The organism is Rhizocola hellebori (genome assembly GCF_016862955.1).
In the GTDB taxonomy this organism is placed as follows: domain Bacteria; phylum Actinomycetota; class Actinomycetes; order Mycobacteriales; family Micromonosporaceae; genus Rhizocola; species Rhizocola hellebori.
In genome coordinates, this window is sequence record NZ_BONY01000001.1 from 145,527 (window position 1) to 167,748 (window position 22,222).

Below are 22,222 nucleotides of genomic sequence, written 5' to 3' on the forward strand. Positions count from 1 at the left end.
GTCACATCGGGTCGACGGTAAGGTTCGCCTAACCTAAGCTGTGGCTCCGTGAAGAGGAGCGCCGTAGTAATCCTCGGCGTCCTGCTGTTGGGGGCTGCCGTTGCCGCGAGCCTGGCCGTCGGCAGCCGGGACATCCCGCTGAACGACGTGGTCAGCGCACTGCTGCGACCGTCGGACGGCGAGCACACGGTGATCGTCAGAGAGCTGCGGTTGCCGCGGACCTTGGTGGGGTTGCAGGTTGGCGTCGCGCTCGCGGTTGCGGGCGTGATCATGCAGACGCTGACCCGCAACCCCATTGCCGAACCGCGCATTCTGGGCATTGCGGCGGGCGCATCGTTCGGGGTCGTCGTGGCGATCGCGGTGTTCGGCCTGAGCACGCTGGCGGGGTGGATCTGGTTCGGGTTGGGCGGAGCGGCGTTAGCCGGCGTCGCCGTGTTCAGTATCGCCGCGCGAACGCGCGAGGGGTCGGCCCCGGTCAACCTTGCGCTGACCGGAGCGGCCATCGACGCCGGCCTCGGTGCGCTCATCTACGGGGTGCTGAGCATCGACGCCGCCACGTTCGACCAGTTCCGGTTCTGGGTGGTGGGCTCGCTCGCTGGGCGTACCCCACAAATGGCCCTTCAGGTTTTGCCGTTCCTCGCCCTCGGCCTCGTCTTCGCGGCGATGGCCGCTCGTGGGTTGGATGCCCTGGCGCTCGGCGACGATATGGCGCGTGGGCTGGGACATTCGGTGGCGCGCTGGCGGGCGATCGCGGCAGCGGCGGCGATCCTGCTTACGGGTGCGGCGGTGGCGGTGGCCGGGCCGATCGCCTTCGTGGGGCTGGCCGTGCCGCACGCGGCGCGCGCGCTCGTGGGAACGAATCATCGATGGACTCTGCCGGTGTCGGCATTGCTGGGCGCGATCCTCGTGCTTGGCGCGGACGTGCTTGGGCGCGTGCTGTTTCCGCCCGGCGAAGTGCCGGCCGGAGTCATCACGGCGCTGGCCGGAGCGCCCGTGCTGCTGTGGGTGGTGCTGCGCAAATGAAAGGGTACTCGCGGCTGGGGCTGGTGGCGGTGGCGCTTGCTGTCGCGGTGGTGGCCAGTGTGAGTGTCGGTGAAGTGAGCGTGCCGCCGATCGAGGTTGTTAAATCTCTTCTTTTCGCGGGTACCGATTACGACCTCATAGTTCGCGAATTGCGTTGGCCCCGAACGGTTCTGGCCGTGGTGACGGGAGCCGCGTTCGGCATCGGCGGGGCGCTCATCCAGTCGGTGACGCGCAATCCGCTCGCCAGTCCCGACATCATTGGTATCACCCAGGGTGCGGGGCTGGCCGCCACGATCGCGCTGACGACCGGGGTGATCGCAGTCGCCCCGGCCGCATTGGCGGGCGGATTGCTTGCGGCGCTGCTGGTTTTCACGTTCGGGTCGCGGTCGGGATTTTCCGCCAGGCGGTTCGTGCTGGCGGGGGTGGCGGTCGCCTTCGCGCTGCGGGCCGGCATCGAGGTGGTGCTCACGTCGGCGGAAACCATTGACGCGCAACGGGCGCAGATCTGGCTCATCGGCTCGCTCAATGGGCGGGGGTTCACCGAGGCGTCCGCGATCGCGCTGACGCTGGTCTTGGCGCTCGGCCCGCTGTTGTGGGCGGGCTGGGCGTTGCGCACGAGCGCTCTGGACGACGATGTGGCGCGTGGTCTTGGGGTTCGGCCGGTGGCACGCCGCTATGGCCTGGCCGCGGTCGGCGTGGTCTTGGCGGCCGCCGCGACCGCTCAGGTCGGCGCGATCGATTTTGTGGCTCTGGTCGCGCCGCAGGTCGCGCGCAGGATCCTGCGCACCGAGCGCCCTGGCTTGCTGGCTTCCGCCCTTGTCGGCGCGACCCTGGTGGTACTGGCCGATCTGGCCGGGCGGCGGCTGCTCGCGCCCACCCAGCTGCCGGCCGGTGTGCTCACCGCCGCGCTGGGCGCGCCTTATCTCATCTATCTCCTTCTGCGCGGGAGGCGTCATGCTGCTTGAGGCTCAGTCACTTTTCGCCGGGTACGATGAACGCACTGTCCTGGATGGACTGTCGGTGCGGATCCCGCCCGGCGAGCTCACCATCATCATCGGACCCAACGCGTGCGGCAAGTCGACCCTGTTGCGCACGCTGGCCCGGCTGCTCAAGCCGCGCGGCGGTGCGGTCTTGCTTGACGGGCGGTCGATTCACGAGCTGCCGCCCCGGCTCGTGGCTCAGCGACTCGGCGTGTTGCCGCAGTCGCCCCTGGTACCCGAAGGAATAACGGTTTTGGAATTGGTGTCGCGGGGAAGGCAGCCATACCAGCGCTGGTGGCAGCAGACGGCACCCGGTGACCGCGCTGCCATCGAGGCCGCGATGCTGGCCGCCGACATCGTGGCGCTGGCCGATCGGCCGGTGGATTCGCTTTCCGGCGGGCAGCGGCAGCGGGTGTGGATCGCGATGGCGCTGGCGCAGGAGACCGAGGCGCTGCTGCTCGACGAGCCCACCACCTTCCTCGATCTGTCGCATCAGGTCGAGGTGCTCACGCTGCTGCGCCGGCTGCAACGCGGCGGGCGCACCGTGGTGGCCGTGCTGCACGACCTCAACCAGGCCGCCCGCTACGCCGACCACGTGATTGCCATGCGCGACGGGGCGATCGTGGCCGCCGGCCCGCCAGCGCAGATCGTCACCACCGAGCTTGTCCGTGACGTCTTCGCCCTCGACTGCGTCATTGTGCCCTGTCCTGTCACGGGCGCACCCTTGGTTGTCCCCTCTGGAAAGGAATTGTCGTGAAACGAATTCTGCTCGCCGCCGCAGCCGTGCTGGCCCTGGCCGGTTGTGCCAACGAGCCGTCCATGCCCATCGTCACCTCCGTGTCTGTCAAGCACGCCATGGGCACGACCGAAGTTCCGGTGGCCCCCAAGCGGGTGGTGGTGCTCGACACGGACAAGGTGGACACGGCGCTGACGCTGGGCATCAAGCCCGTGGGCGCGGCTCGGGCGGGCGAGCTGACCGGCTGGCCCACCTATTTCGGCGCCGACGCCACCGCGGGCATCAAGGAGGTGGGCACGCTCGCCGAGCCCAACCTGGAGGCCATCGCCGCGCTGAAGCCAGATCTGATTCTGGGCTCCAAGTTCCGGCAGGAGAAGTTCTACGACGAGCTGACGAAGATCGCCCCCACCGTGTTCACCGAGAACGTCGGCAAACCGTGGAAGGAAAACTTCCTGCTCGACGGCGAAGCTCTCGGCAAGAAGGCCGAGGCCGAGGCCGCCCTTGACGGCTATCAGAAGCGCACCGCCGCCCTGAAGGTGAACAAGGCGCTCAAGGTTTCTCTCGTGCGCTTCATGCCTGACCACATCCGCGTCTACGGCCCCGAGTCGTTCTCCGGCATCGTGCTGGGCGACGCCGGCCTCGCCCGGCCCCAGTTCCAGCTGTTGGAGGGCAAGCAGGACAGGCGTTTCGAGAAGGTCAGCCCGGAACGGATCTCCGACGTTGACGGTGACTTCATCTTCGTCGCCGCCTATGGCGAAAAGGCCGCCGCTGAGCAGGCCCGCGTGACCGGTGGGCCGCTGTGGGCCGGGCTGGGCGCGGTGAAAGCGGGCAGGACCAAGGTGGTCGCCGACGAAACCTGGATGACCGGCATCGGCGTGACCGCCGCCCACAAGATCCTCGACGATCTGGAGAAGTACCTGGCGTAGATACGCCGCCGCCCCGTCCAGGACACCGAGGGGACGGGGCGGCACGTTATCTTCGGTGATGACTATTGCGAGGTGTCGCGTTCGTTGAGCAGTTTCTCCAGGCGTTCCAGCGCCTTGTCGGCCTGCTTGCCGACCTTGACGTCGTCCGGTGCCTCCCCGCACGCGCCGAACATCTCGAACACCTTCTGACCCGCTTCCGCGATCGCCTGATCGGTGGGCATCTGACCAATCCTCCACTCCTAGATGGCGTTGCAGGCCCTGAAGATGTGGATGAGCGCGGGAATGCTGGCCCGGCCGTGCTGGAAAGCGATGTACTCGCCGAGCACGAGGTCCTGCGCCCACTTGTCCTTATAGGCGAACTGGGTTTGCGCCGGGTACACCATCTCGCCGTTTTCCCACAGGTGCGACATGAACCAGTGGAAGGCCCGGCTGTAGTTGGGGAACTTCGGCTGCGAATCCAGGCCGGTGAAGGGGGTGAAGCCAAAGTGCAGCCACTCGACCTTCTCCTCCTGGAACTTCTCGATGGCCGTTCTGTTGATGGCCTCCATGACGCCCGGCGGGCAGTCGGGTTGGCGGCGGCTCAGATCGTGCATCCATCCCGGACGGGTGCCGTAAACCGGCGAGTACGAGATGTAGCCGATGAGCTTGCCGTCGTTCTCGGCGACGAACAGACGCCGCATGTGCTGGTACGGCCCGCCGGTCTGGCCGACCAGGAACTCCAGCGGCTTGGCCCCGCCTTTGGTGCCCAGCCAGGCGCCGTCGAGCTCGCGAATCCGGTCGATCCACGGCTCCAGCGGAACCTCATTCACCTGAAGACCGCTGCCGAAGGCGCGCTTTATCTTGTTGCGCAGCTGCATGAACCGAGTCCCGGCGAGGGTGAACGTCTCCAGGCGCAATGCGAAGGACGCGCCCATCTGATTCACCACAAAGCCTTCCGCCAGGTACTCGGGCGCGTCTGCCGCTTGTAGTTGCACGGCAACGATTTCGCGCTTCTGTTCGGCCGCCCATTCGATGAAGGCTTTCAGCAGCTGCGCCCGCGCACCCTCAGGGGCGAATGGCCCACCGAATTGGACGATGTAGCGGCCGGTCTCGCGATAGACGATCACTCCTGGGACGTCCGGCAGCGTGAAGTAGCTGTTTCCTTCGTTGACGGCGAGGAACGAGCTTGGGTTGTCGGCGTCCGGGTAGCTTTGGATCGCCTCCAGCGCCACATCGGACCCCGTCAGAACATCGGTCATGGGGATCTCCGTCCACTATTAGCTCACCCCACGTTATGCACGTCCTTGCTTCAATCGCAAGGAAAATGGGGCCGTAAAATAGCATCAGGCGCGCGTCAGCCGATCGTCAGAGCGATGCGGCAGACTGGCCTTAGCAACAAACCAGGAGAGGTCTCCATAGCGGCCTATTGGGGATCGGCTTTTGTCGGTCGGGTGCTTGTCACCCGCGCAGGTTCGAATCCTGCCCTCTCCGCTCAATATAGTCGGCGAAGCACCAGGTGATCACCTGGTGCTTCTTCGTTTTCGGAGCTCGAATCACTCATCAGGCTTGCGTCAGGTGCAGGTCAGGAATCGCTGCGAGACTTCCTTTTGAAGCCGCCACGGAGAGGCATGCAGGTGAGCATCATTATTGATCGCACCAAAGGTGATACCCGCGCATTCGACGCGGCCTCTATTGGCGCTGCTGCGCGCCAGATTGCGGGCGTCGAGCCGGACGAGCCTTTGCGTTTCATGGACGGATTTGCCCACCTCACCTCCTCCCTCGATACCGAGGCCAGGCTCACCGACGCCGGGCGGCGCTCCGCCCGGGCAGCGCTGGTGAAGTCGCTGGTGACCCAGCTGGAAGTGCGAAGGATGCTGCGCTCGCAACCGGAGCTGGCGCAGACCCCGATCCAGCCCATCGTCATTACCGGGCTGTTGCGTTCCGGGACCACGTTTCTGCAGCAGCTGCTCGCCCAGCATCCGGGTCTGCGCGCGCCTGCGCTCTGGGAGCTGATGGCTCCGGCGAGCCCGCGTAAACCGAGCCATCTCGTCGCCGACGGGGAGTCCTATGTGGAGGAATACTATCGGGCGGCTCCGGACTTCAGGTCGATTCATCCGCTCGATGCGCGGCAACCCGAGGAATGTCACCGGCTGACCGCGAACTCGTTCCGGCACTTCATCTTTGGGTTGCGCTACCGGGTGCCGAGCTATGTCCGATGGTTGCGGGCTCAGCCGATGGCCGAGGCCTATCGCTTCCACCGTGAACAGCTTTCCTGTCTGCTGGCACGCGAGCCGGGCGATCCCGTTCTGCTCAAGTGCCCATCACACCTGTGGCACCTCGACGCCCTCGCGCAGGTCTATCCGGGGGCCAAAGTCGTTCGGCTGCATCGCCGCGCGTCGGTGAGCCTGCCGAGCGTCGCCAGCCTGACCGCGGTGGTGCGCGCGGCACGGTCGGCCGCCGTGGATCCGGCGGAGATCGGCGCTTACTGGCTTGAGGAAGCCGCGCCGGTGCTCGACAGCATGCGCCGCGGCGTCGGGCCATTGCGCACGCCGCCGCTGGACATCCGCTTCACCGATCTGACCGCCGACCCGCTGCGGGTGGCCGGGCAGGTCTGCGACTACGCCGGCGTGCCCATGACCGAGCAGGCGACGGCTCGGATGACGGCTTTCCTCTCCGGCGCCACCGGCAAGCCGGGCAACCATCGTTACCGCGCGCAGGACTTCGGGCTCAGCGCCCAGCTGCTTGACGAACGGTTCGCCCGCTATCACAGCGAATTCGACCTGTAGACAGCAGGAGGAACAGTGACCACCACAGCATCAAGCCACTTTGAACGTGCTCGGGCCATGGTCGCCGAGGTCAATGAACGCGCCGGTGAGGACCCTATCCGGATCGGCATCATCACGCCGCTGTGCGAGCCGGGCGATGCCACCGCGGGCGAGCTGGTGGTACGCGGCGCCTGCCTGGGTGCCGAATATGTAAGGGAAACCGGGGGAATGCGGGGCGGCCGGCAGGTCGAGTTCGTCCTCTACAACGACCAAGCGACGGCGCAGGAAGAGGGCATGGCTCGGTCGTCGGCCGCCCAAATGACCAAACTGGCTCTGGTGGACAACGTGGTGGCCGCGATGGGCCAGTGGCATCTGCGCACCACGCCGTGGGTGGTCGACGTCGCCACCCGGTACGGTGTCCCGATTTTCATCGAGAACGGGCACAGCTGGATCACCGCGCAGAAGCGCCGCAACGTTTTCCGGGCCTATTTCACCATCGCCGACCGGGTCCCGATCATGCTCGACTTCGCAGCGCGCAACTCGATGAAACGCATCGGCCTGATCGCCGCGGATACGGTGTTCGGCCAGATGACCGCGGACACGCTGGTCGAGTACGGCCAGCAGCGCCACGGCATGGAGTTCCTGCGCTTCGACTTCGCCCAGGACGACACCACCGACTTCCGCGAACAGCTCAGAGCGATCAAGGAGTACCAGCCCGACCTGTTCATCAACGGCGCCGTCATCAAGACCAACTACATGATCATCGAGCAGGCGGCCGAGATCGGCCTGATTCCGGCCACCCCGATGATGGTGACCTTCGGTTTCCCGCTGCGGTCGGCCGACTTCTGGCGGCTGTCCGGCGACGCTGGGGTGGGCACCATGTGGCCGGCCATGCGCTATCGCGACTCCTGGGACGGCCTCACCGACGTGGGCAGGTGGTTCATCGACCGATACACCCAGCGATACGGCCAGTTCCCGCCGGACACGGCATTGACCCACTTCACCGACGTCACCATCATCGCCGCCGCGCTGCGGGCCGCGCGCTCGGACAGCCGGGAGGACCTGCTCGACGCGTTGGAGGCCATGGAGTTCCAGACATGGCAGGGCCCGATCCGTTACGAGCGCGGCCCGGCCCACTGGCATCACGTCGCCCCCGAGCTGGCGTTGCTGCAGTACCAGAAGATGGATCAGCTCTTCGACGATTCGGCCATCATCCACCCGCCGCAGCTGGCGACGGCCACCTATCTGCCACCGGCGACCAACGGCACGCAGAAGGACGGCACGCAGAAAGCCGTCAAGCGGGGCACGGTCAGCGCGGCTTCCAACACCGCGGCGAAACGGCGCGCAGTCAACGCGGCGGCTGGCACCCGGCACGCCCCGGTCAAGGCCGCCAAGCCGGTCAAGGGCGCCAAGCAGACGCGGCCGCACAAGGGTGGTGAGCGCGGTGACCGGTGAACAGCGCACGGCCGCCTGGGCGGTGGTGGAAAGCCTGCGCCAGCACGATGTCGACCGCGTCTTCTGCGTGGCCGGGGAGAGTTACCTGCCGATCCTCGATGCCCTCCATGACCTGCCGGAGATGGATGTGGTGACCTGCCGGCACGAGGGTTCGGCCGCCTTCATGGCGCTGGCCGACGCGAAGCTGACCTGCCGCGCTGGTGTCTGTTTGGTCAGCCGGGGCCCGGGGGCCACCAACGCGGCGATCGGGGTGCACGCGGCGGCCGAAGATGCCACACCTCTTGTGCTTTTGGTGGGCGGGGTTGGTACCCAGAAGATGAACCGCGAACCCTTCCAGGGCCTGGATTGCGCGAGCCTGTTCGGCGGGCTGGCCAAGGCGGTCTGGACAGTGCACAGCGCGCAGGCCCTGGCCGAGTTCGTGGGGCGGGCTTTCCGGCTGGCCGAGGCCGGCACCCCCGGCCCGGTGGTGCTGGAGCTTCCCGAAAATGTGCTGGAGGGCAGCGCACCCGCTGTGGCGGCGCAGCGTCCCACCATGGCGGCGGTGAACGTGGCCGAACGCGACCTGGAAAGCGTGCACACGTTGCTGGAGCGGGCTTCCCACCCCATGATCCTCGCCGGATCCCGGCTCTGCAGCGACCTGGGCCGGGCCCTGTTGCAGCAGGTCGCCGAGAGGCACGGGCTGCCCGTGGTGACCAGCAACAAGAATCAGCACCTGCTGCCCAACCGGCACCCGAATTACGCCGGGCATCTGCACAACGCGACGCCCAAGCATCAGCTCGAGGCGCTGAGCCAGGCCGATCTGGTGCTGGCCATCGGCACCCGGCTGGATGGGGTTTCCACGCGGGGGCACCGCTTCCCCACCGCCGAGCAGAACCTGGTGCACGTCTATCCCGATCCGGCCCGCATCGGCACCTACCACGACACCAAGGTGGGGATAGCCTGCGAGCCCATCGAGTTCCTGCGCCAGACGGTTGCCTGGAGTTCGTCCGATGTGGAGGAACGGCAGGCCTGGCTGGCTCAGCTGCACCAGATCGAGGTGGACAAGGCGGTCTGGCATCCGTTCTCGGCCGACGACGGGATAGTCTTCGGCGAGGTGGTCGCGGCCCTCGATGAGCTCACCGGTGGAGACGTGCGGGTGGTCGTGGACTCGGGTACCTTCACCAGCTGGGTCTACCGATATCTGCGCCTGGGCCCGCACGGGCACCTGCTCGGCATCGGTTCCAGCGCCATGGGTTTCGGGGTCGGCGCGGCGGTCAGCGCCGCCCTGCGCTCGGAGGGCCGGCCGGTGGTCGCCTTCGTCGGCGACGGCGGATTCCTCATGAACAGCGGTGAGCTGATCACGGCCTGTGCCCGGCAGCTGCCGGTGGTCTACGTGGTGGCCAACAACGGCAGCTACGGCACGATCCGGCTGCATCAGGAGAAGACCTACCCGGACCGGGTGGTGGCCACCGACCTGACCAACCCGGACTTCGCCCGGATGGCCGAATCCTTTGGCGCGCTTGGACTGCACGTCGACTCCCCGGATCAGGTCAGGCCGGCGCTGACCAAGGCGCTGGAGTCGCAGGGCCCGGCCGTTCTGGACGTCACCACCAGCCTGAAGCACATCACCGCCTACACCGTGCTGGGGGCGAACCGTGCAGTTTCGTGAGTCGGTCATAGACCTGATCGGGCAGACCCCACTGGTGAGGCTGGGCCGCCTCGGCGCCGGGCTGGCCCCGACCATCCTGGCCAAGCTGGAGTCGGCCAACCCGGGCGGCTCGGCCAAGGACCGCATCGCGCTGCGCATGATCGAGGCCGCCGAGACGGCCGGACTGCTGCGCGAGGGCGGCACCATCATCGAGCCGACCTCCGGCAACACCGGCGTCGGCCTGGCCCTGGTCGCCCAGCGCAAGGGCTACCGCTGCATTTTCACCTGTCCGGACAAGGTTTCCGCAGACAAGATCGCGGTGCTGCGGGCCTACGGGGCGCAGGTGGTCATCTGCCCGGCCGCGGTGCCACCGGAGCATCCCGAGTCGTATCGCAGTGTGGCGCAGCGGCTTGCCGAGCAGACGCCGGGCGGCTACCGGCCCGACCAATATTCCAACCCGGGCAACCCGGAATCGCACTACTACGGGACCGGGCCGGAAATCTGGGCGCAGACCGAGGGACGGGTCACCTGTCTGGTCGCGGGCGTGGGCACCGGCGGCACCATCTCAGGCACCGGCCGGTACCTCAAGGAGGTCTCGGGCGGGAAGGTGAGCGTCATCGGGGCCGACCCGGACGGCTCGATCTACACCGGCGGCTGCGGCCGGCCCTACTTCGTGGAGGGCGTGGGCCAGCCCAGCTATCCGCAGTCATTCGACCCGAGCGTCCCCGACGAGATCCTCGCGGTCACCGACGAGGACTCCATCGCCACCACCCGCCGCCTGGCCCGCGAGGAGGGCATCCTCACCGGCGGCTCGGGCGGGATGGCGGTCGCGGCCGCCCTTCGCCACGCGCGAGCCTGCGGGCCCGATGACGTGATGGTGATCGAAGGTGCCCGACTCCGGGCGCGGGTACCTGTCGAAAATCTTCAATGACGACTGGGTTTTTCGGCACGGCTTCGAAGACCCGCAGGGCAACGGGGCACGGGTCGGCGATCTGCTTGAGCACGGCCTGATCGTGGTCGAGCCGGGGCAGAGCCTGCGCGTGGCCGCCAAGGCCATGCACGCCAGCGGGCTGACCCACCTGCCGGTCTCCGCCGCGCAGGCGCCGGTGCGACTGGCCGAGATCGTGGGCACTCTGACCGAGGAAAGCCTTGCCCGGCGGGCGATCCACGGCCGCATCGGCGAGGACGACGCCGTCGCCGACCATATGGGGCCGCCGCTTCCCATCGTCGGGCGCGGCCAGTACGTGCGCGACATCATCGACACCATTCGTCCCGGCGGCGCGGCCCTGGTCCTGGATCACGGGCTGCCGTGCGGGGTCATCGGCTGGCGGGAAATAGCCGGAATTGTTTCGGCGTGAACGGAGTGATGGCATGACGACGCTTATCGAGTACGAGGATCCGGCCGAGGGTTTCCGCGGCTGGCTCGCCTACGACGGCATGCAAAGCCCGCTCGCCGCGGGCGGTTGCCGGATGCAGGCCGGCCTGACCGCTGACGAGCTGGCTGTGCTGGCGGGCAGGATGACGCTCAAGCAGCGGGTGCTCGGCATCAATGTGGACGGTGCCAAATGTGGCATCGACTACGACCCGCGCCGCGGCGGCGCGCGGGCCGCGCTGGGCCGGTTCATGGCGTTCATCGCCGACCAGATGCGCACCAGGTTCAGCATGGGGCCCGACATGGGCACCAAATGGCCTGAGCTGAACCAGCTTGCGGCCCGCGCTGGGCTTCCCTCCATCAAGTACGCGATAAAGCACGCCCAGGGCCTCAGCGACACCGAGTTCTTCGCCCGCATCGGACGTCTCGACGACCGCGTCGGCCCGCTGACGCTCACCCAGCGCCGGGCCGGGCACGCGCTGGCCCACGCCGCGATCGCCGCCGCTCGCGCGGCGGGCGTCACCGGCGCTATCACGTGTGCCATGCAGGGCTTCGGCAACCTGGGCCTGGCGGCGGCCTGTTCCCTGGCCGAGGAGGGGGTGATGCTGACCGCGCTGGCCGACGAGCACGGCTGTGTGGCGCAACAGGACGGGCTCGATGTCGCGGCCATGCTGCGCACCACGCTCGGCGCGCCAGTGCCGCAGCTGCTCACCCCGGGCGAACGGTTGGAGTCGGGGGAGCTTTTCCAGCGCCCGGCCGATGTGCTGATCCTGGCCGGCTGCGCGGATGCCATGGGCGACAAGGACACCGCTTCCGCCGCGTTCGGCAGTGTGGTGGTGGGTGCGAACTGTGGCCTGAGCGAGGCCGCCGAGGACGCCCTGCACCACCGGGGAGTGCTGGTGGTGCCCGACTTCATCGGCGGCATCGGCGGATCCGCCTCGATGGAGGCGCTTTTCGGCCCGCCCGAGCCGCCCACCGCCGAACAGGTTCTCGACAACCTGGCCAGGCTCATGCGCGAACTCGTCGGCGACCTGATCACCGGCGCCCGCGAAAGCGGCGTCGCACCAAGGACAGCGGCCAAGCAATTGGCGGCCGATGCCCAACCCGATCCACACGCCCCACCCTACGGCCAAAGCCGTTACCTGGCATCAACTGTCCATTGAGGAGACACCCAAATGACTGGCATAGTCTGCGTCAGCGAATGCACCCATAGCCGGGGCCACATCAGCGATTCCCGGTTCTATGGGGACAGATACGCCACGCCCGCGAGCCGGCGGATATTCTGCGACAACTGCCGGCATCAGCGATGGCTGGATGTCGAGTCGGCGCTGGCGCAGGCCGAGGCCGAGCTGGGTTTGATACCACAATCGATGGCCGACGAGATCAGCGCTTCGGCCCAGCTGGAGCTGATCAACCTGGGCCGGGTGGAGGAGGAGATCACCATCAGCGGTCACTCGCTGGTGGGCCTGTTGCGAGTCTTCGAGCGCGCCTGCGGCAAGGCGGCCGGCCAGTTCATCCACTATGGAGCCACCACCCAGGACATCCAGGACACCGGCCAGGCCCTGGAAATGCGAGATGTCCTGCGGGAGGTCGAACCGGCCCTGCGCGAGATCGTCAAGCATCTGGCGAACCTGGCCGAGGAGCATGCCGAGACGATGGCGCTGGGGCGCACGCACGCGCAGCCCGCGCTGCCCATGGGTTTCGGGCTGAAGCTGGCCAGCTGGGTCGATGAGCTCAACCGCCACTTCGACCGGATTGAACAGGCCCGTGAGCGGATCCTGGTGGCGCAGCTGTTCGGCGGCGCCGGAACCATGGCCGGTTTCGGCGTGCGCGGGCCGGAGCTTCTGGAGCGGTTCGCTTCCCGTCTCGGCTTGAAGGCGCCCACGATGGGCTGGCATGTGGCCCGCGACCGGGTGGTGGAGTTCGTCTCGCTGCTAGCCATGATCACTGGGAGCCTGGGCCGGATCGCCGATGAGATCCGCATCCTGTCCCGGCCCGAGTTCGGTGAGCTGGAGGAGGCGTGGAAGGCCGGCAAGGTGGGCAGCAGCACCATGCCGCACAAGCGAAACCCGGAACGCTGCGAGCAGGTGGTGGTCATGGCCCGGCTGGCCGCGGCTCAGGTGGGGCTGGCGTTGACCGGCATGATAGGCGACCACGAAAGGGATTCCCGTGCGCTGCGAATCGAATGGGCCTGTGTGCCCGACGTCGCCCACTACTGCCTTTCCGCCTGCGCGATGGTGAAGGAGAGTGTGGCCACCCTGATCGTGCACCCGGAGCGGCTCGCCGAGAACGTGGCCGCGGTCACCAATCAGGTGATGTCCGAGCGGCTGATGCTGACCCTGGGCGAGGGCGTGGGCAAGCAGCGGGCGCACGAGATCGTCTACGACATGACCCAGCAGTCCATCGAGGAGGGCGTGGACATCCACGAAATCATCGACCACAACGAGGAGGTCAAGGACCAGCTCGACGACGAGGAGCTGGCTACGGTCTTCAACCCGCTCACCTATCTCGGCTCGTCGGCCGAGCTTACGACGCGCACGGTGGCCGAGGCGCGCAAGCGCCTCGACGAGGACCGGCCGGAGGTCGACTGATGCGCAGGCTTTCAGCCGCGTCCGAGTTGCGCGCCGCCGTTGATCTGGATGATCTGGCCGGTAAGGAAACCCGCTTGTGGGCTGCACAGGTGGGCGACGGTGGCCGCGACCTCCTCGACCTCGCCGCCGCGGTTCATCGGGTTCTGCGCGGCCCGTCCGGCGTGGAATTCCGGGTTCATCCGCGCGCCGTAGAATTCGGTCGCCGGGATGTATCCGGGGGCCACCGCGTTGACCGTAATCCCTTGCGGCGCAAGCTGAGTGGCAAGGTCGTAGACCCAGGGGTGCAGGGCCGCCTTGGCCCCGCCATAGGTCGCCGGGCCGCGCAGCGCCGCGATCGACGTCACCGCGATGATGCGCCCGCCGGGACGGGCCATCAGCGGCAGCAGCGCGTGGGTCAGCAACACGGTGGGCAAAATGTTGCCCTCCAGGTTGTCCAGCCAGGTCTGGCGGACACCGGCCAGGTCCTGCGCGGCCTGCGCGGCGAAGTTGCCGCCCGCGTTGTTCACCAGAACATCAATTTTCTGGGTACGGAGCTCGGCCGCCACCCGTTGCACTTCCTGCACCGAACACAGGTCCCCGCTGATCGCCCGGACAAGCTTGGCCCGCACAAGCTCATTGACGGTGTCGACCGTCTCCGCAAGCGGCTCCGGGCGGCGGCCCACGACGACGACTTCTACTGCTTCGGCGGCGAGGGCGGCGGTGATGGCACGCCCAATCCCTGTCCCGCCTCCGGAAACAACGGCAAATCGAGGCATGTGCCGGTCTACCCCGGCCGTGCGGCGACCAAACACCTTGGTGGTGACCTGTGATGCGGCGGTTCCTCAGCGTCTATCTGCTCACCGTGGCGGTGCCGGCCGGGCTGGCCATCTTCGCCGTGGCAATGCTCGCCAACGGCTCTTCCTCCGGCGGCGCTGAAAACACGTCCGGGCAAGGCGGAAGTCAGCTGGTCTACCGTCTGCTCATCGCGACAGCGATCGTGGTGGCCCTGGCCGCGGCCGCCGGTGCCCTGGCCCGAAAGCTGCGCCAGCCACCCGTCATCGGCGAGATGGCGGCCGGGCTGGTGCTCGGGCCCTCGGTGCTGGGCTGGATCGCGCCTGACGAACAGCGCTGGCTTTTCCCGCAGTTCATCATGCCGCACCTGAACACCTTCGCTCAGTTCGGCGTCGTCTTCTTCATGTTCCTGGTCGGCGCGGAACTGGCCCCGCGCACCCTGATGGCCAGCGGCGCCAAGGCGGTGGTGATCGGGCACGCCTCGATCGCCCTGCCGCTGCTGGCCGGGGTCGGCGTGGGCTGGTGGCTCTACACCGTCTTCCCGCCCGCCACCGACCCCGGCCTGCTCCCCTTCGTGCTGTTCATCGGGGTGGCCTTCGCCATCACCGCTTTCCCAGTGCTGGCAAGGATTCTCACCGACCTCAAGCTGCTGCGCACCCCGGTCGGCACCACCGGGATAGCCGCCGCCGGGATAGGCGACGTCACCGCCTGGTGCCTGCTGGCCGCCGTGGTGGCCATCGTGCGAGGCACCTCGATGATCTCCGCGGTGATCGCCGTGCTGCTGGTGCTCGTCTTCGGCGCGGTCATGTTCTTCGCCGTCCGGCCCGCGCTGACCTGGGTCCTGCATCGTGCCGAAACCCGTGCCACGCCCAGGTTTCCCATCTTCGCCGGCCTCATCACGCTGGTGCTGGCGGCGGCGCTGGCCACCGAACAGATCGGGGTGCACCCCATCTTAGGCGCTTTCGCCGCCGGGGTCGTCATGCCGCGCGGCTCACGCCTGGTCACCGAGCTCACCAACAAGATTGAAGGCATCACCATCTGGTTCATGCTGCCCATCTTCTTCGTCGTGGTCGGCCTCAACACCAAACTGGCGTCGCTTAGCGGTGGCCTGCAATGGCTGGCCTGTGGCTTGATCACGGCGGTGGCCATCGCCACCAAATTCCTTGGCACCGGAATCGCCGCCCGGGCAACGGGTTCGCCGCTTCGCGACTCGGTCGCCCTGGGCGTGATGATGAACTGCCGTGGGCTGACCGAGCTGGTCGTGCTCACGGTCGGTCTCCAGCTCGGGGTGCTCAGCCCGGCGCTGTTCGCGATGTTCGTCATCATGGCCCTGCTCACCACCGCGATGACCGGCCCGTTGCTGCGATCCACGATGCCTACCGCACCTGTCCAATCCGATCGAAAGGCGAGTCAACATGATCCAGCCTTGCTCTGAAATCCCGGTGACCGATCAGCTCGAAGCGCTCGAAGCCGAGGCGATCTTCATCATTCGCGAGGTCGTCGCCGAAGCACAACGCCCCGTGCTGCTTTTCTCGGGCGGCAAGGATTCCATCGTGCTGCTTCGCCTGGCCGAGAAGGCATTCGCCCCCGCCAAGGTGCCGTTTCCGCTGATGCACGTGGACACCGGCCACAACTTCCCCGAGGTTCTGGAGTTTCGTGACCGGCGGGTGGCCGAGCTGGAGGCACAGCTCGTCATCGGCGATGTGCAGGCGGCCATCGACGAAGGTTTCGTCGTCGAGCCACCGTCGGGCATGCGCAACCCGATCCAGACCCCGGTGCTGTTGCGCACCGCCGAGGAGCATCAGTTCGATGCGCTGTTCGGCGGGGCCCGCCGCGACGAAGAGAAGGCGCGCGCCAAGGAACGCGTGTTCAGCTTCCGCGACGACTTCGGCCAGTGGGATCCCAAGAACCAGCGGCCCGAGCTGTGGTCGCTCTACAACACCCGGGTTCAGCCGGGCGAGTCGCTGCGGGTCTTCCCGCTGTCCAACTGGACCGAGCTTGACGTCTGGCAGTACATCGAGCGCGAGAAGATCGACCTCCCCTCGCTCTACTTCGCCCACCACCGCACCGTGGTCGACCGCGACGGGCTGCTCTACGGGCTGCATCCGGCCCTTCGGGTCAGCGACGACGAGGAACAGTTCGACGCCATGGTGCGCTATCGCACCGTCGGGGACGCCTCCTGTACGGCGGCCGTGCGCTCGGATGCCTACGACGTGTCCAGCGTGATCGCGGAGCTGACCCTGACCCGCATCACCGAGCGCGGCGCCACCCGCGGTGACGACAAGGTCAGCGAGGCGGCTATGGAGGATCGCAAGCGGGAAGGGTACTTCTAAAATGACAATGCTCCCAAAGATGCAAATGCTACGTCTGGCCACAGCGGGCTCGGTCGATGACGGCAAGTCGACGCTCATCGGCCGCCTGCTCTACGACTCCAAAGCCATCTTCGACGACCAGCTCTCGGCGGTCGAGGCGGCCTCGGCCGCGTCCAACGACGACTACACCAACCTCGCGTTGCTCACCGACGGGCTGCGCGCCGAACGCGAGCAGGGCATCACCATCGACGTGGCGTACCGCTACTTCTCCACGCCCGCCCGCAAGTTCATCATCGCCGACACCCCGGGCCACCTTCAGTACACCCGCAACATGGTGACCGGGGCGTCCACCGCGGATGTGGCCGTGATTCTGGTCGACGCCCGCAAGGGCGTGCTGGAACAGAGCCGCCGCCACGCCTACCTCTGCTCGCTGCTGCGCGTGCCGCACATGGTGTTGTGCGTCAACAAGATGGACCTCGTCGACTGGTCGGCCGACGTGTTCACCGTCATCTCCACCGAGTTTCGCACCTTCGCCGAATCCCTGGACCTGTCCAGCCTGACCACCGTTCCCGTCTCCGCCCTCAACGGGGACAACATCGTCGCCGGTTCCGGCAACGCGCCCTGGTACACCGGCGAGCCCTTGCTGCCCTACCTTGAAAGCACCGCGTTCGCAGGCCCCGACGCCTGCGCCGCCGGCCGGCTGCCGATCCAGCACGTCATCCGCCACGACACCGGAGTGCGCTACGCCGGCCAGATCGCCTCCGGCGAGCTGCGCCCCGGCCAGCAGGTCACGGTGCTCCCGTCGGGCGCCCAATCCTGCATCGCCGCCATCCACACCGCTGACGGCCCGCGCGACTTCGCCCGTGCCCCGCTTTCGGTCGCCATCGAGCTTTCCGACGACATCGAGCTGCACCGCGGGGACATGATCTGCACCGGTCCCGACTCCCCCAGCGTCACCCAGGACATCGACGCCACCATCTGCTGGATGGACGAAAACGCCGCGCTGACAACGGAATCCGAGTACACCATCAAACACACCACCCGTACCGGGACCGCCACCGTCACCGACCTGGTGCACCGCATCGACGTCAACGACCTGGGCGCCACCACCGCGGCCGATGAGCTCACCCTCAACGAGATCGGCCGGGTTCGCCTGCACACCTCTATCCCGCTCGTGTGCGACAGCTACCGCGACAACCGAGCCACCGGAGGTTTCATCCTCATCGAAAACGAATCCAACCGCACCGTCGCCGGCGGCATCATCACTTGCTAGGGGGTACAAATGTCCTGTCCAACTCCGGATCGGTGACTCTGAACGCCACGGTCCCGCGCACCTACCGTTTGGGTCATGACACAAGCGGTAAGGCTGGCCGGGGTCGCCAAGACCTACGGCCCGGTGCGGGCGGTGGACGGGATAGATCTTTCGATCGGCCGGGGCGAGACCGTGGCGCTGCTCGGCCCCAACGGGGCCGGTAAGTCGACCACCATCAACATGCTTCTCGGCCTGGCCGAGCCCGGCGAAGGCGTCATCGAGGTCTTCGGCCGCAGCCCGCACGAGGCCGTGCAGGCGGGCAAGGTGGGCGCCATGTTGCAGGAGTCGGGGTTCGCCGCCAACGCGAGGGTGATCGAAATCATCGAGCTGGCCCGCGCCCTGTACAAGCACCCGCTGCCCACGGCCGAGGTGCTGGCCACAGCCGAGCTGACCGAGGTGGCCCGGCGCCGGGTGGACAAGCTCTCCGGCGGGCAGACCCAGCGCATCCGCTTCGCCTTCGCCCTGGCCGGAAACCCCGAGCTGCTCCTGCTCGATGAGCCGACAGTGGCCATGGACGTGGAAAGCCGCCAATCGTTCTGGGCCGCGATGCGCAGGTTCACCGCGACCGGGCGCACAGTGCTGTTCGCCACTCACTACCTCGCCGAGGCCGACGATTACGCCGATCGGGTCGTGGTGATGGCCCACGGCAAGGTGATCGCCGACGGCAGCGGCTCGGAGATCAAGAAGATGGCCGGCGGCCGGACGATGAGCTTCCGGCTCAACGGCACCGGCGACGGCCTGGCCGATCTTCCCGGCGTGACCGCGGTCGAGGTCCGCGGCGACCGCATCCTGCTGCGCTGCGACGACTCCGACGCGGCGGTACAGGCCTTGATCCACAGCGGGCGGGCCTATCGTGACCTGGAGATAACCGGCGCCGGACTCGAGGCGGCCTTCCTCACCCTGACCTCAGCCAACGGCAAGGAGTGATCGACATGTTGGCTTTCCTGAAGTTCGAGGCACGCCGGTTGCTGCGCGAGCCGCGGGCCATCGTGCTCACCCTGGTGCTGCCGGTGCTCGTCTACACGATCAGCTCCGGCAATCAAGGCGATGTCGGCGGCCTCGACGTAGCGGCCTACCTGATGGTGAGCATGGCCGCCTACGGTGTACTCGTGGGTGTGATGACCGTCGGCATCTCGGTTTCCCAGGAACGCGCCTCCGGCTGGCTGCGCCAGCTGCGAATCACCCCGCTGTCCCCCGGAAAAGTGGTGGTGAGCAAGGCATTGCTCGGCTCGCTGCTGGCCGTGCCGGTCGTCCTCGCGGTCGGCGTCACCGCGGTCGCCTCGCACGGGGTTTCCCTGGGCATCGACCGCTGGGCGGCCCTGATCGGCCTGCTCTGGCTGGGCAGCCTGCCCTTCGCCGCGCTCGGGCTGGCGCTGGGCTTCTCGCTTCCCCCGCAGCTGACCCAGCCGGTGAGCATGCTGGGCGTGTTCGGGCTATCGTTCCTGGGCGGCCTGTTCGTGCCGACCGAGGTGATGCCCAAGGCGCTTGCCCAGATCTCGGGCTGGCTGCCCAGCAACCGCTACGCCGAGCTTGGCCGTTCGATCGTCCTGCATCACGCCCCGCCCGCGCGCGGCGTCCTCATCCTGGCCGGCTGGGCGGTAATCTTCGCGCTCCTGGCCATGACCGCCTATCGCCGATCGGCCGCGGCGAAATGAGCTCCGGGGTGTTCTGGGCGAGCGTGGACGATCCGCGCCCGCCCAGCGCCTCCGAAATCAGAGCCCGGCGGCTGCGCGGCATGCTCTTCGCCGCGCCCTGGCTCTCGCCGCTGATCGGCACCTTCGCCGCGATCCAGCGCGGGCAGGTGCCGCAGCCGTGGCTGGCCGCCCTGGGCCTGGTGGCCTTCATCGCGCTCTACCTCTACGTGGTCGTCAAAGCTTTCGGCCGCCGCGCCGCCGACCCGACCGCGATGGATCAGGCCGTGCTGTTCCTCACCACCGGCCTGGCCGTAGCGCTGATGCTCCGATACTCGACCAGCCCCGGCTGGTGGGGGCTGACCCTCTACCTCACCGCCGCCGGAGCCGCGCTTTACCGCCCGCCCAAGGCGTTCTACTGGATCGGCGGTGTCATCGCCCTGCAAGTCGCCATCGGCGTCATGAACCAGCACACTCCGCAAGACATCGCCGAGACTGCGTTCTCCACGCTGCTCGGCGGGGCCGTGGTCCTGCTCATGCGGCAGATGGTGCAGCTGATCCGGGTGCTGCGCGACACCCGCGACGAGCTGGCCCGCACCGCCGTCGAACGCGAACGGCTGCGTTTCGCCCGCGACCTGCACGACCTGCTGGGCCACAGCCTTTCCCTGATCGTGGTAAAGGCCGCGGTGGCGCGCAGGATGGCCGCCACCGATCCACAACGCGCCGCGCAGGAGGCTACCGAGATCGAACAGATCGGGCGCACCGCGCTGACCGAGGTACGTCAGGTGGTGACCGGCTACCGGACTCTGACCTTCGGCGACGAGGTGCGCAAGGCTGAAGCGTCGCTCAAGGACGCGGGCATCGACACCGTCGTGCGGGTCACCGATCGCGAGCTACCGTCCAATCTCGACGATGTCTTCGGCTGGGTGGTGCGCGAGGCCGTCACCAACGTCATCCGGCACAGTGGCGCTTCTTCATGCGTTATAGCTTTGTCTGGTACCAAGGAATGGGTGCTGGAAATCAGAGACGACGGAAAGGGCGGGCCACCGAGCACGGGCAACGGCTTGCGCGGGTTGACCGAACGCATGGCCGAGGTAGGCGGCACACTGTCCGTCATGACCGACGACGGCTACACCCTCCGGGCGGCCGCACGATGATCCGGCTGCTGCTCGCCGAGGACCAGGGCATGATGCGCAGCGCCCTGGCGCTCCTGCTCGGCCTCGAGCCCGACATCGAAGTGGTGGCCCAGGTCGACCGCGGCGACGCCGTCCTGGCCGCCGCCCTTGAACACCGGCCCGACGCCGCGCTGCTGGACATCGAGATGCCCGGCACCTCGGGCCTCGACGCCGCCGCCCAGCTGCGCACCCACCTTCCGGCCTGCCGCGTCATCATCCTCACCACCTTCGGCAGACCCGGCTACCTTCGCCGCGCCATGGACGGCGGCGCCCGCGGCTTCCTCGTCAAAGACGCCCCCGTCGAAGAACTCGCCGCCGCCATCCGCCAAGTCCTGGCCGGCCAAACCGTCATCGACCCCGCCCTGGCCGCCGCCGCCCTAGCCGCCGGCCCCAACCCGCTCACCGACCGCGAACGCGAAGTCCTCTCCGCCGCCGCCGACGGCGCAAGCGTCGCCGACCTCGCCATACGGCTGCACCTCTCCGAAAGCACCGTGCGCAACTATCTTTCGGCCGCCATCGGCAAAACCGCCACCCGCAACCGCATGGAAGCCGTCCAAGCCGCCCGAGCCCAAGGCTGGCTCTAGCGGGGCGCTCGGTGCGGCTAGAGGACTTCTAGCAAGGCATCGATCTCCACCTGCCGTTCTGGATGCGCCTGTACGTACCGGGCCGCCACCTCGTCTCGAAGTTCTGGTATCTCCAAGGCGGCCAAGACTGCCGCATTCTCGCGCATTCCCTGCCCATGCTCCTCGCTGCGCAGCCACGCATCCAATGGCTGATGGCGGCTGCGGTGAGACGCCACTGACCTCCTCGCAGCGGCAAGGGCTTCGACCATCTGCGCCTTGGTTGGCGGCGGTGAGATGCCGGCACAAAGCAGGGCCATCAGAGCCGCCCGCCGACGATCCTCAAGCGCTTCTTCCATCTCGGCGCAACTCCGTGACAACCTGGTTGAGAAGCTTCGTCGCCAACGCCCACTCTCCGACGAGGCGCGGCCCGGAATAGGCGGGATCAGCCGGGACGAACTTCATGTCGAGATAGAGATTCGCATCAACCGCGATCGTCGAATAACCAGCCTTGTCGCCCCGGTAATACCGAGCCGCTTCCGCTGCGGTCTGCACATCATCTTTATCGCCACGCATCTCCCCGTCGTACTTTGCCGCACCCTTGTTGAAAGCCGTTTGGGCACCTTCAGCAGAGGAAAAGGTCTGGGCCACCAGGTCGAGTCTTTGGACAAACTGGGGATTCGCCTTCTTGTCGGTCAGTGTGACCCGGCAGGTCACCTTGTCCGAGGTGTCAGCCTGTTCGCCGGGCGACAAGTTGCTCGCTTCGCCAATCGGGCTGAAGTCAATCCGCTGGCACAGATCAGCCTTCATCGCATACGACGCAGGCTTCGGCGCCGACGCCTCAGAGCCCGATCCGCCAGCACAACCCCCGACACTCAAAGCTACGAGTGACAGCGTCGCGCCCAGAACCAATGACGCTCGTGCCGCAGTCGCTCGAATCGCGAACCCCATCACGGTATCTCGTCCTCCCCAGGAGGTGTGGGCTGCGGTCACGCTGCACCAACCGC

Annotated in this window: 20 protein-coding genes, 1 tRNA gene and 2 pseudogenes; 18 read left to right on the forward strand and 5 right to left on the reverse strand. The window is 67.5% G+C overall.

The window, feature by feature from the left end:
• Window positions 1-48: 48 nt before the first annotated feature.
• Genes Rhe02_RS00645 through Rhe02_RS00660 form a run of 4 tightly spaced genes read left to right on the forward strand, consistent with a single transcriptional unit; the run spans window position 49 to window position 3,665 of the window.
• Complete coding sequence (locus tag Rhe02_RS00645) at window positions 49-1,023, forward strand: FecCD family ABC transporter permease (RefSeq protein ID WP_239123133.1); 975 nt, start codon at window positions 49-51, stop codon at window positions 1,021-1,023.
• Window positions 1,020-1,988 (forward strand): FecCD family ABC transporter permease, encoded by a 969-nt coding sequence (locus tag Rhe02_RS00650; protein ID WP_203906008.1) that lies wholly within the window; start codon window positions 1,020-1,022, stop codon window positions 1,986-1,988. Before Rhe02_RS00645 ends, Rhe02_RS00650 begins: the two co-directional genes overlap by 4 nt.
• A complete protein-coding gene (locus Rhe02_RS00655) occupies window positions 1,978-2,760 on the forward strand; it encodes an ABC transporter ATP-binding protein (RefSeq protein WP_203906009.1) in 783 nt (260 codons plus the stop codon). Before Rhe02_RS00650 ends, Rhe02_RS00655 begins: the two co-directional genes overlap by 11 nt.
• Window positions 2,757-3,665, forward strand: a complete 909-nt coding sequence (locus Rhe02_RS00660) for an ABC transporter substrate-binding protein (protein ID WP_203906010.1) — start codon at window positions 2,757-2,759, stop codon at window positions 3,663-3,665. Before Rhe02_RS00655 ends, Rhe02_RS00660 begins: the two co-directional genes overlap by 4 nt.
• 62 nt (window positions 3,666-3,727) lie before the next feature.
• Here Rhe02_RS00660 and Rhe02_RS00665 read toward each other — a convergent pair whose 3' ends face one another.
• Window positions 3,728-3,886: a hypothetical protein gene (locus Rhe02_RS00665; protein WP_203906011.1), complete on the reverse strand. Its 159-nt coding sequence runs from the start codon at window positions 3,884-3,886 to the stop codon at window positions 3,728-3,730.
• An 18-nt stretch (window positions 3,887-3,904) separates the two neighbouring features.
• Window positions 3,905-4,903 carry a bifunctional lysylphosphatidylglycerol flippase/synthetase MprF gene (locus Rhe02_RS00670; protein ID WP_203906012.1) on the reverse strand — a complete coding sequence of 333 codons (999 nt, stop codon included), beginning with the start codon at window positions 4,901-4,903 and terminating at the stop codon, window positions 3,905-3,907.
• Between the two features lie 144 nt (window positions 4,904-5,047).
• Between Rhe02_RS00670 and Rhe02_RS00675 the strand changes: the two genes are divergently transcribed.
• The 7 genes and pseudogenes from Rhe02_RS00675 (at window position 5,048) to Rhe02_RS00705 (ending at window position 13,454) form a co-directional block, all read left to right on the forward strand.
• A tRNA-OTHER gene (locus Rhe02_RS00675) sits at window positions 5,048-5,135 on the forward strand.
• A 143-nt stretch (window positions 5,136-5,278) separates the two neighbouring features.
• Entirely contained in the window at window positions 5,279-6,430 is a 1,152-nt protein-coding gene (locus Rhe02_RS00680) for a sulfotransferase family protein (protein ID WP_239123134.1), read from the forward strand.
• Between the two features lie 57 nt (window positions 6,431-6,487).
• Window positions 6,488-7,675, forward strand: a pseudogene (locus Rhe02_RS00685) (ABC transporter substrate-binding protein); the annotation flags it as partial.
• 178 nt (window positions 7,676-7,853) lie between these two features.
• On the forward strand, window positions 7,854-9,512 hold the full coding sequence (locus Rhe02_RS00690) for a thiamine pyrophosphate-dependent enzyme (protein WP_239123141.1): 1,659 nt from the start codon (window positions 7,854-7,856) through the stop codon (window positions 9,510-9,512).
• Window positions 9,499-10,849, forward strand: a pseudogene (locus Rhe02_RS00695) (pyridoxal-phosphate dependent enzyme). The gene Rhe02_RS00690 and the pseudogene Rhe02_RS00695 overlap by 14 nt, the downstream one beginning before the upstream one ends.
• A gap of 13 nt (window positions 10,850-10,862) precedes the next feature.
• On the forward strand, window positions 10,863-12,026 hold the full coding sequence (locus Rhe02_RS00700; RefSeq protein WP_203906014.1) for a Glu/Leu/Phe/Val dehydrogenase dimerization domain-containing protein: 1,164 nt from the start codon (window positions 10,863-10,865) through the stop codon (window positions 12,024-12,026).
• Between the two features lie 12 nt (window positions 12,027-12,038).
• Complete coding sequence (locus Rhe02_RS00705) at window positions 12,039-13,454, forward strand: class-II fumarase/aspartase family protein (RefSeq protein WP_203906015.1); 1,416 nt, start codon at window positions 12,039-12,041, stop codon at window positions 13,452-13,454.
• 11 nt (window positions 13,455-13,465) lie between these two features.
• On the opposite strand, the gene Rhe02_RS00710 is transcribed toward Rhe02_RS00705, so the two are convergent.
• On the reverse strand, window positions 13,466-14,209 hold the full coding sequence (locus Rhe02_RS00710) for an SDR family NAD(P)-dependent oxidoreductase (RefSeq protein ID WP_203906016.1): 744 nt from the start codon (window positions 14,207-14,209) through the stop codon (window positions 13,466-13,468).
• Between the two features lie 53 nt (window positions 14,210-14,262).
• On the opposite strand from Rhe02_RS00710, the gene Rhe02_RS00715 reads away from it, so the two are divergent.
• From Rhe02_RS00715 to Rhe02_RS00745, 7 genes are all read left to right on the forward strand, one after another.
• A complete protein-coding gene (locus Rhe02_RS00715; protein ID WP_203906017.1) occupies window positions 14,263-15,660 on the forward strand; it encodes a cation:proton antiporter in 1,398 nt (465 codons plus the stop codon).
• Window positions 15,641-16,558, forward strand: coding sequence for a sulfate adenylyltransferase subunit CysD (cysD, locus tag Rhe02_RS00720; protein WP_203906018.1), 918 nt, complete (start codon window positions 15,641-15,643; stop codon window positions 16,556-16,558). The genes Rhe02_RS00715 and cysD overlap by 20 nt, the downstream gene beginning before the upstream one ends.
• Complete coding sequence (locus Rhe02_RS00725; RefSeq protein ID WP_373320565.1) at window positions 16,500-17,810, forward strand: sulfate adenylyltransferase subunit 1; 1,311 nt, start codon at window positions 16,500-16,502, stop codon at window positions 17,808-17,810. Before cysD ends, Rhe02_RS00725 begins: the two co-directional genes overlap by 59 nt.
• Window positions 17,811-17,885: 75 nt before the next feature.
• On the forward strand, window positions 17,886-18,776 hold the full coding sequence (locus Rhe02_RS00730) for an ABC transporter ATP-binding protein (RefSeq protein WP_203906020.1): 891 nt from the start codon (window positions 17,886-17,888) through the stop codon (window positions 18,774-18,776).
• A 5-nt stretch (window positions 18,777-18,781) separates the two neighbouring features.
• On the forward strand, window positions 18,782-19,504 hold the full coding sequence (locus Rhe02_RS00735) for an ABC transporter permease (protein WP_203906021.1): 723 nt from the start codon (window positions 18,782-18,784) through the stop codon (window positions 19,502-19,504).
• Between the two features lie 8 nt (window positions 19,505-19,512).
• Window positions 19,513-20,637 carry a sensor histidine kinase gene (locus Rhe02_RS00740; RefSeq protein ID WP_203906022.1) on the forward strand — a complete coding sequence of 375 codons (1,125 nt, stop codon included), beginning with the start codon at window positions 19,513-19,515 and terminating at the stop codon, window positions 20,635-20,637.
• A complete protein-coding gene (locus Rhe02_RS00745) occupies window positions 20,634-21,239 on the forward strand; it encodes a response regulator transcription factor (RefSeq protein WP_203906023.1) in 606 nt (201 codons plus the stop codon). The genes Rhe02_RS00740 and Rhe02_RS00745 overlap by 4 nt, the downstream gene beginning before the upstream one ends.
• Before the next feature lie 17 nt (window positions 21,240-21,256).
• Here the strand turns inward: Rhe02_RS00745 and Rhe02_RS00750 are convergent, their stop codons facing one another.
• A complete protein-coding gene (locus Rhe02_RS00750; protein WP_203906024.1) occupies window positions 21,257-21,574 on the reverse strand; it encodes a hypothetical protein in 318 nt (105 codons plus the stop codon).
• Entirely contained in the window at window positions 21,558-22,025 is a 468-nt protein-coding gene (locus Rhe02_RS00755; protein WP_203906025.1) for a hypothetical protein, read from the reverse strand. The genes Rhe02_RS00750 and Rhe02_RS00755 overlap by 17 nt, the downstream gene beginning before the upstream one ends.
• Between the last annotated feature and the right edge of the window lie 197 nt (window positions 22,026-22,222).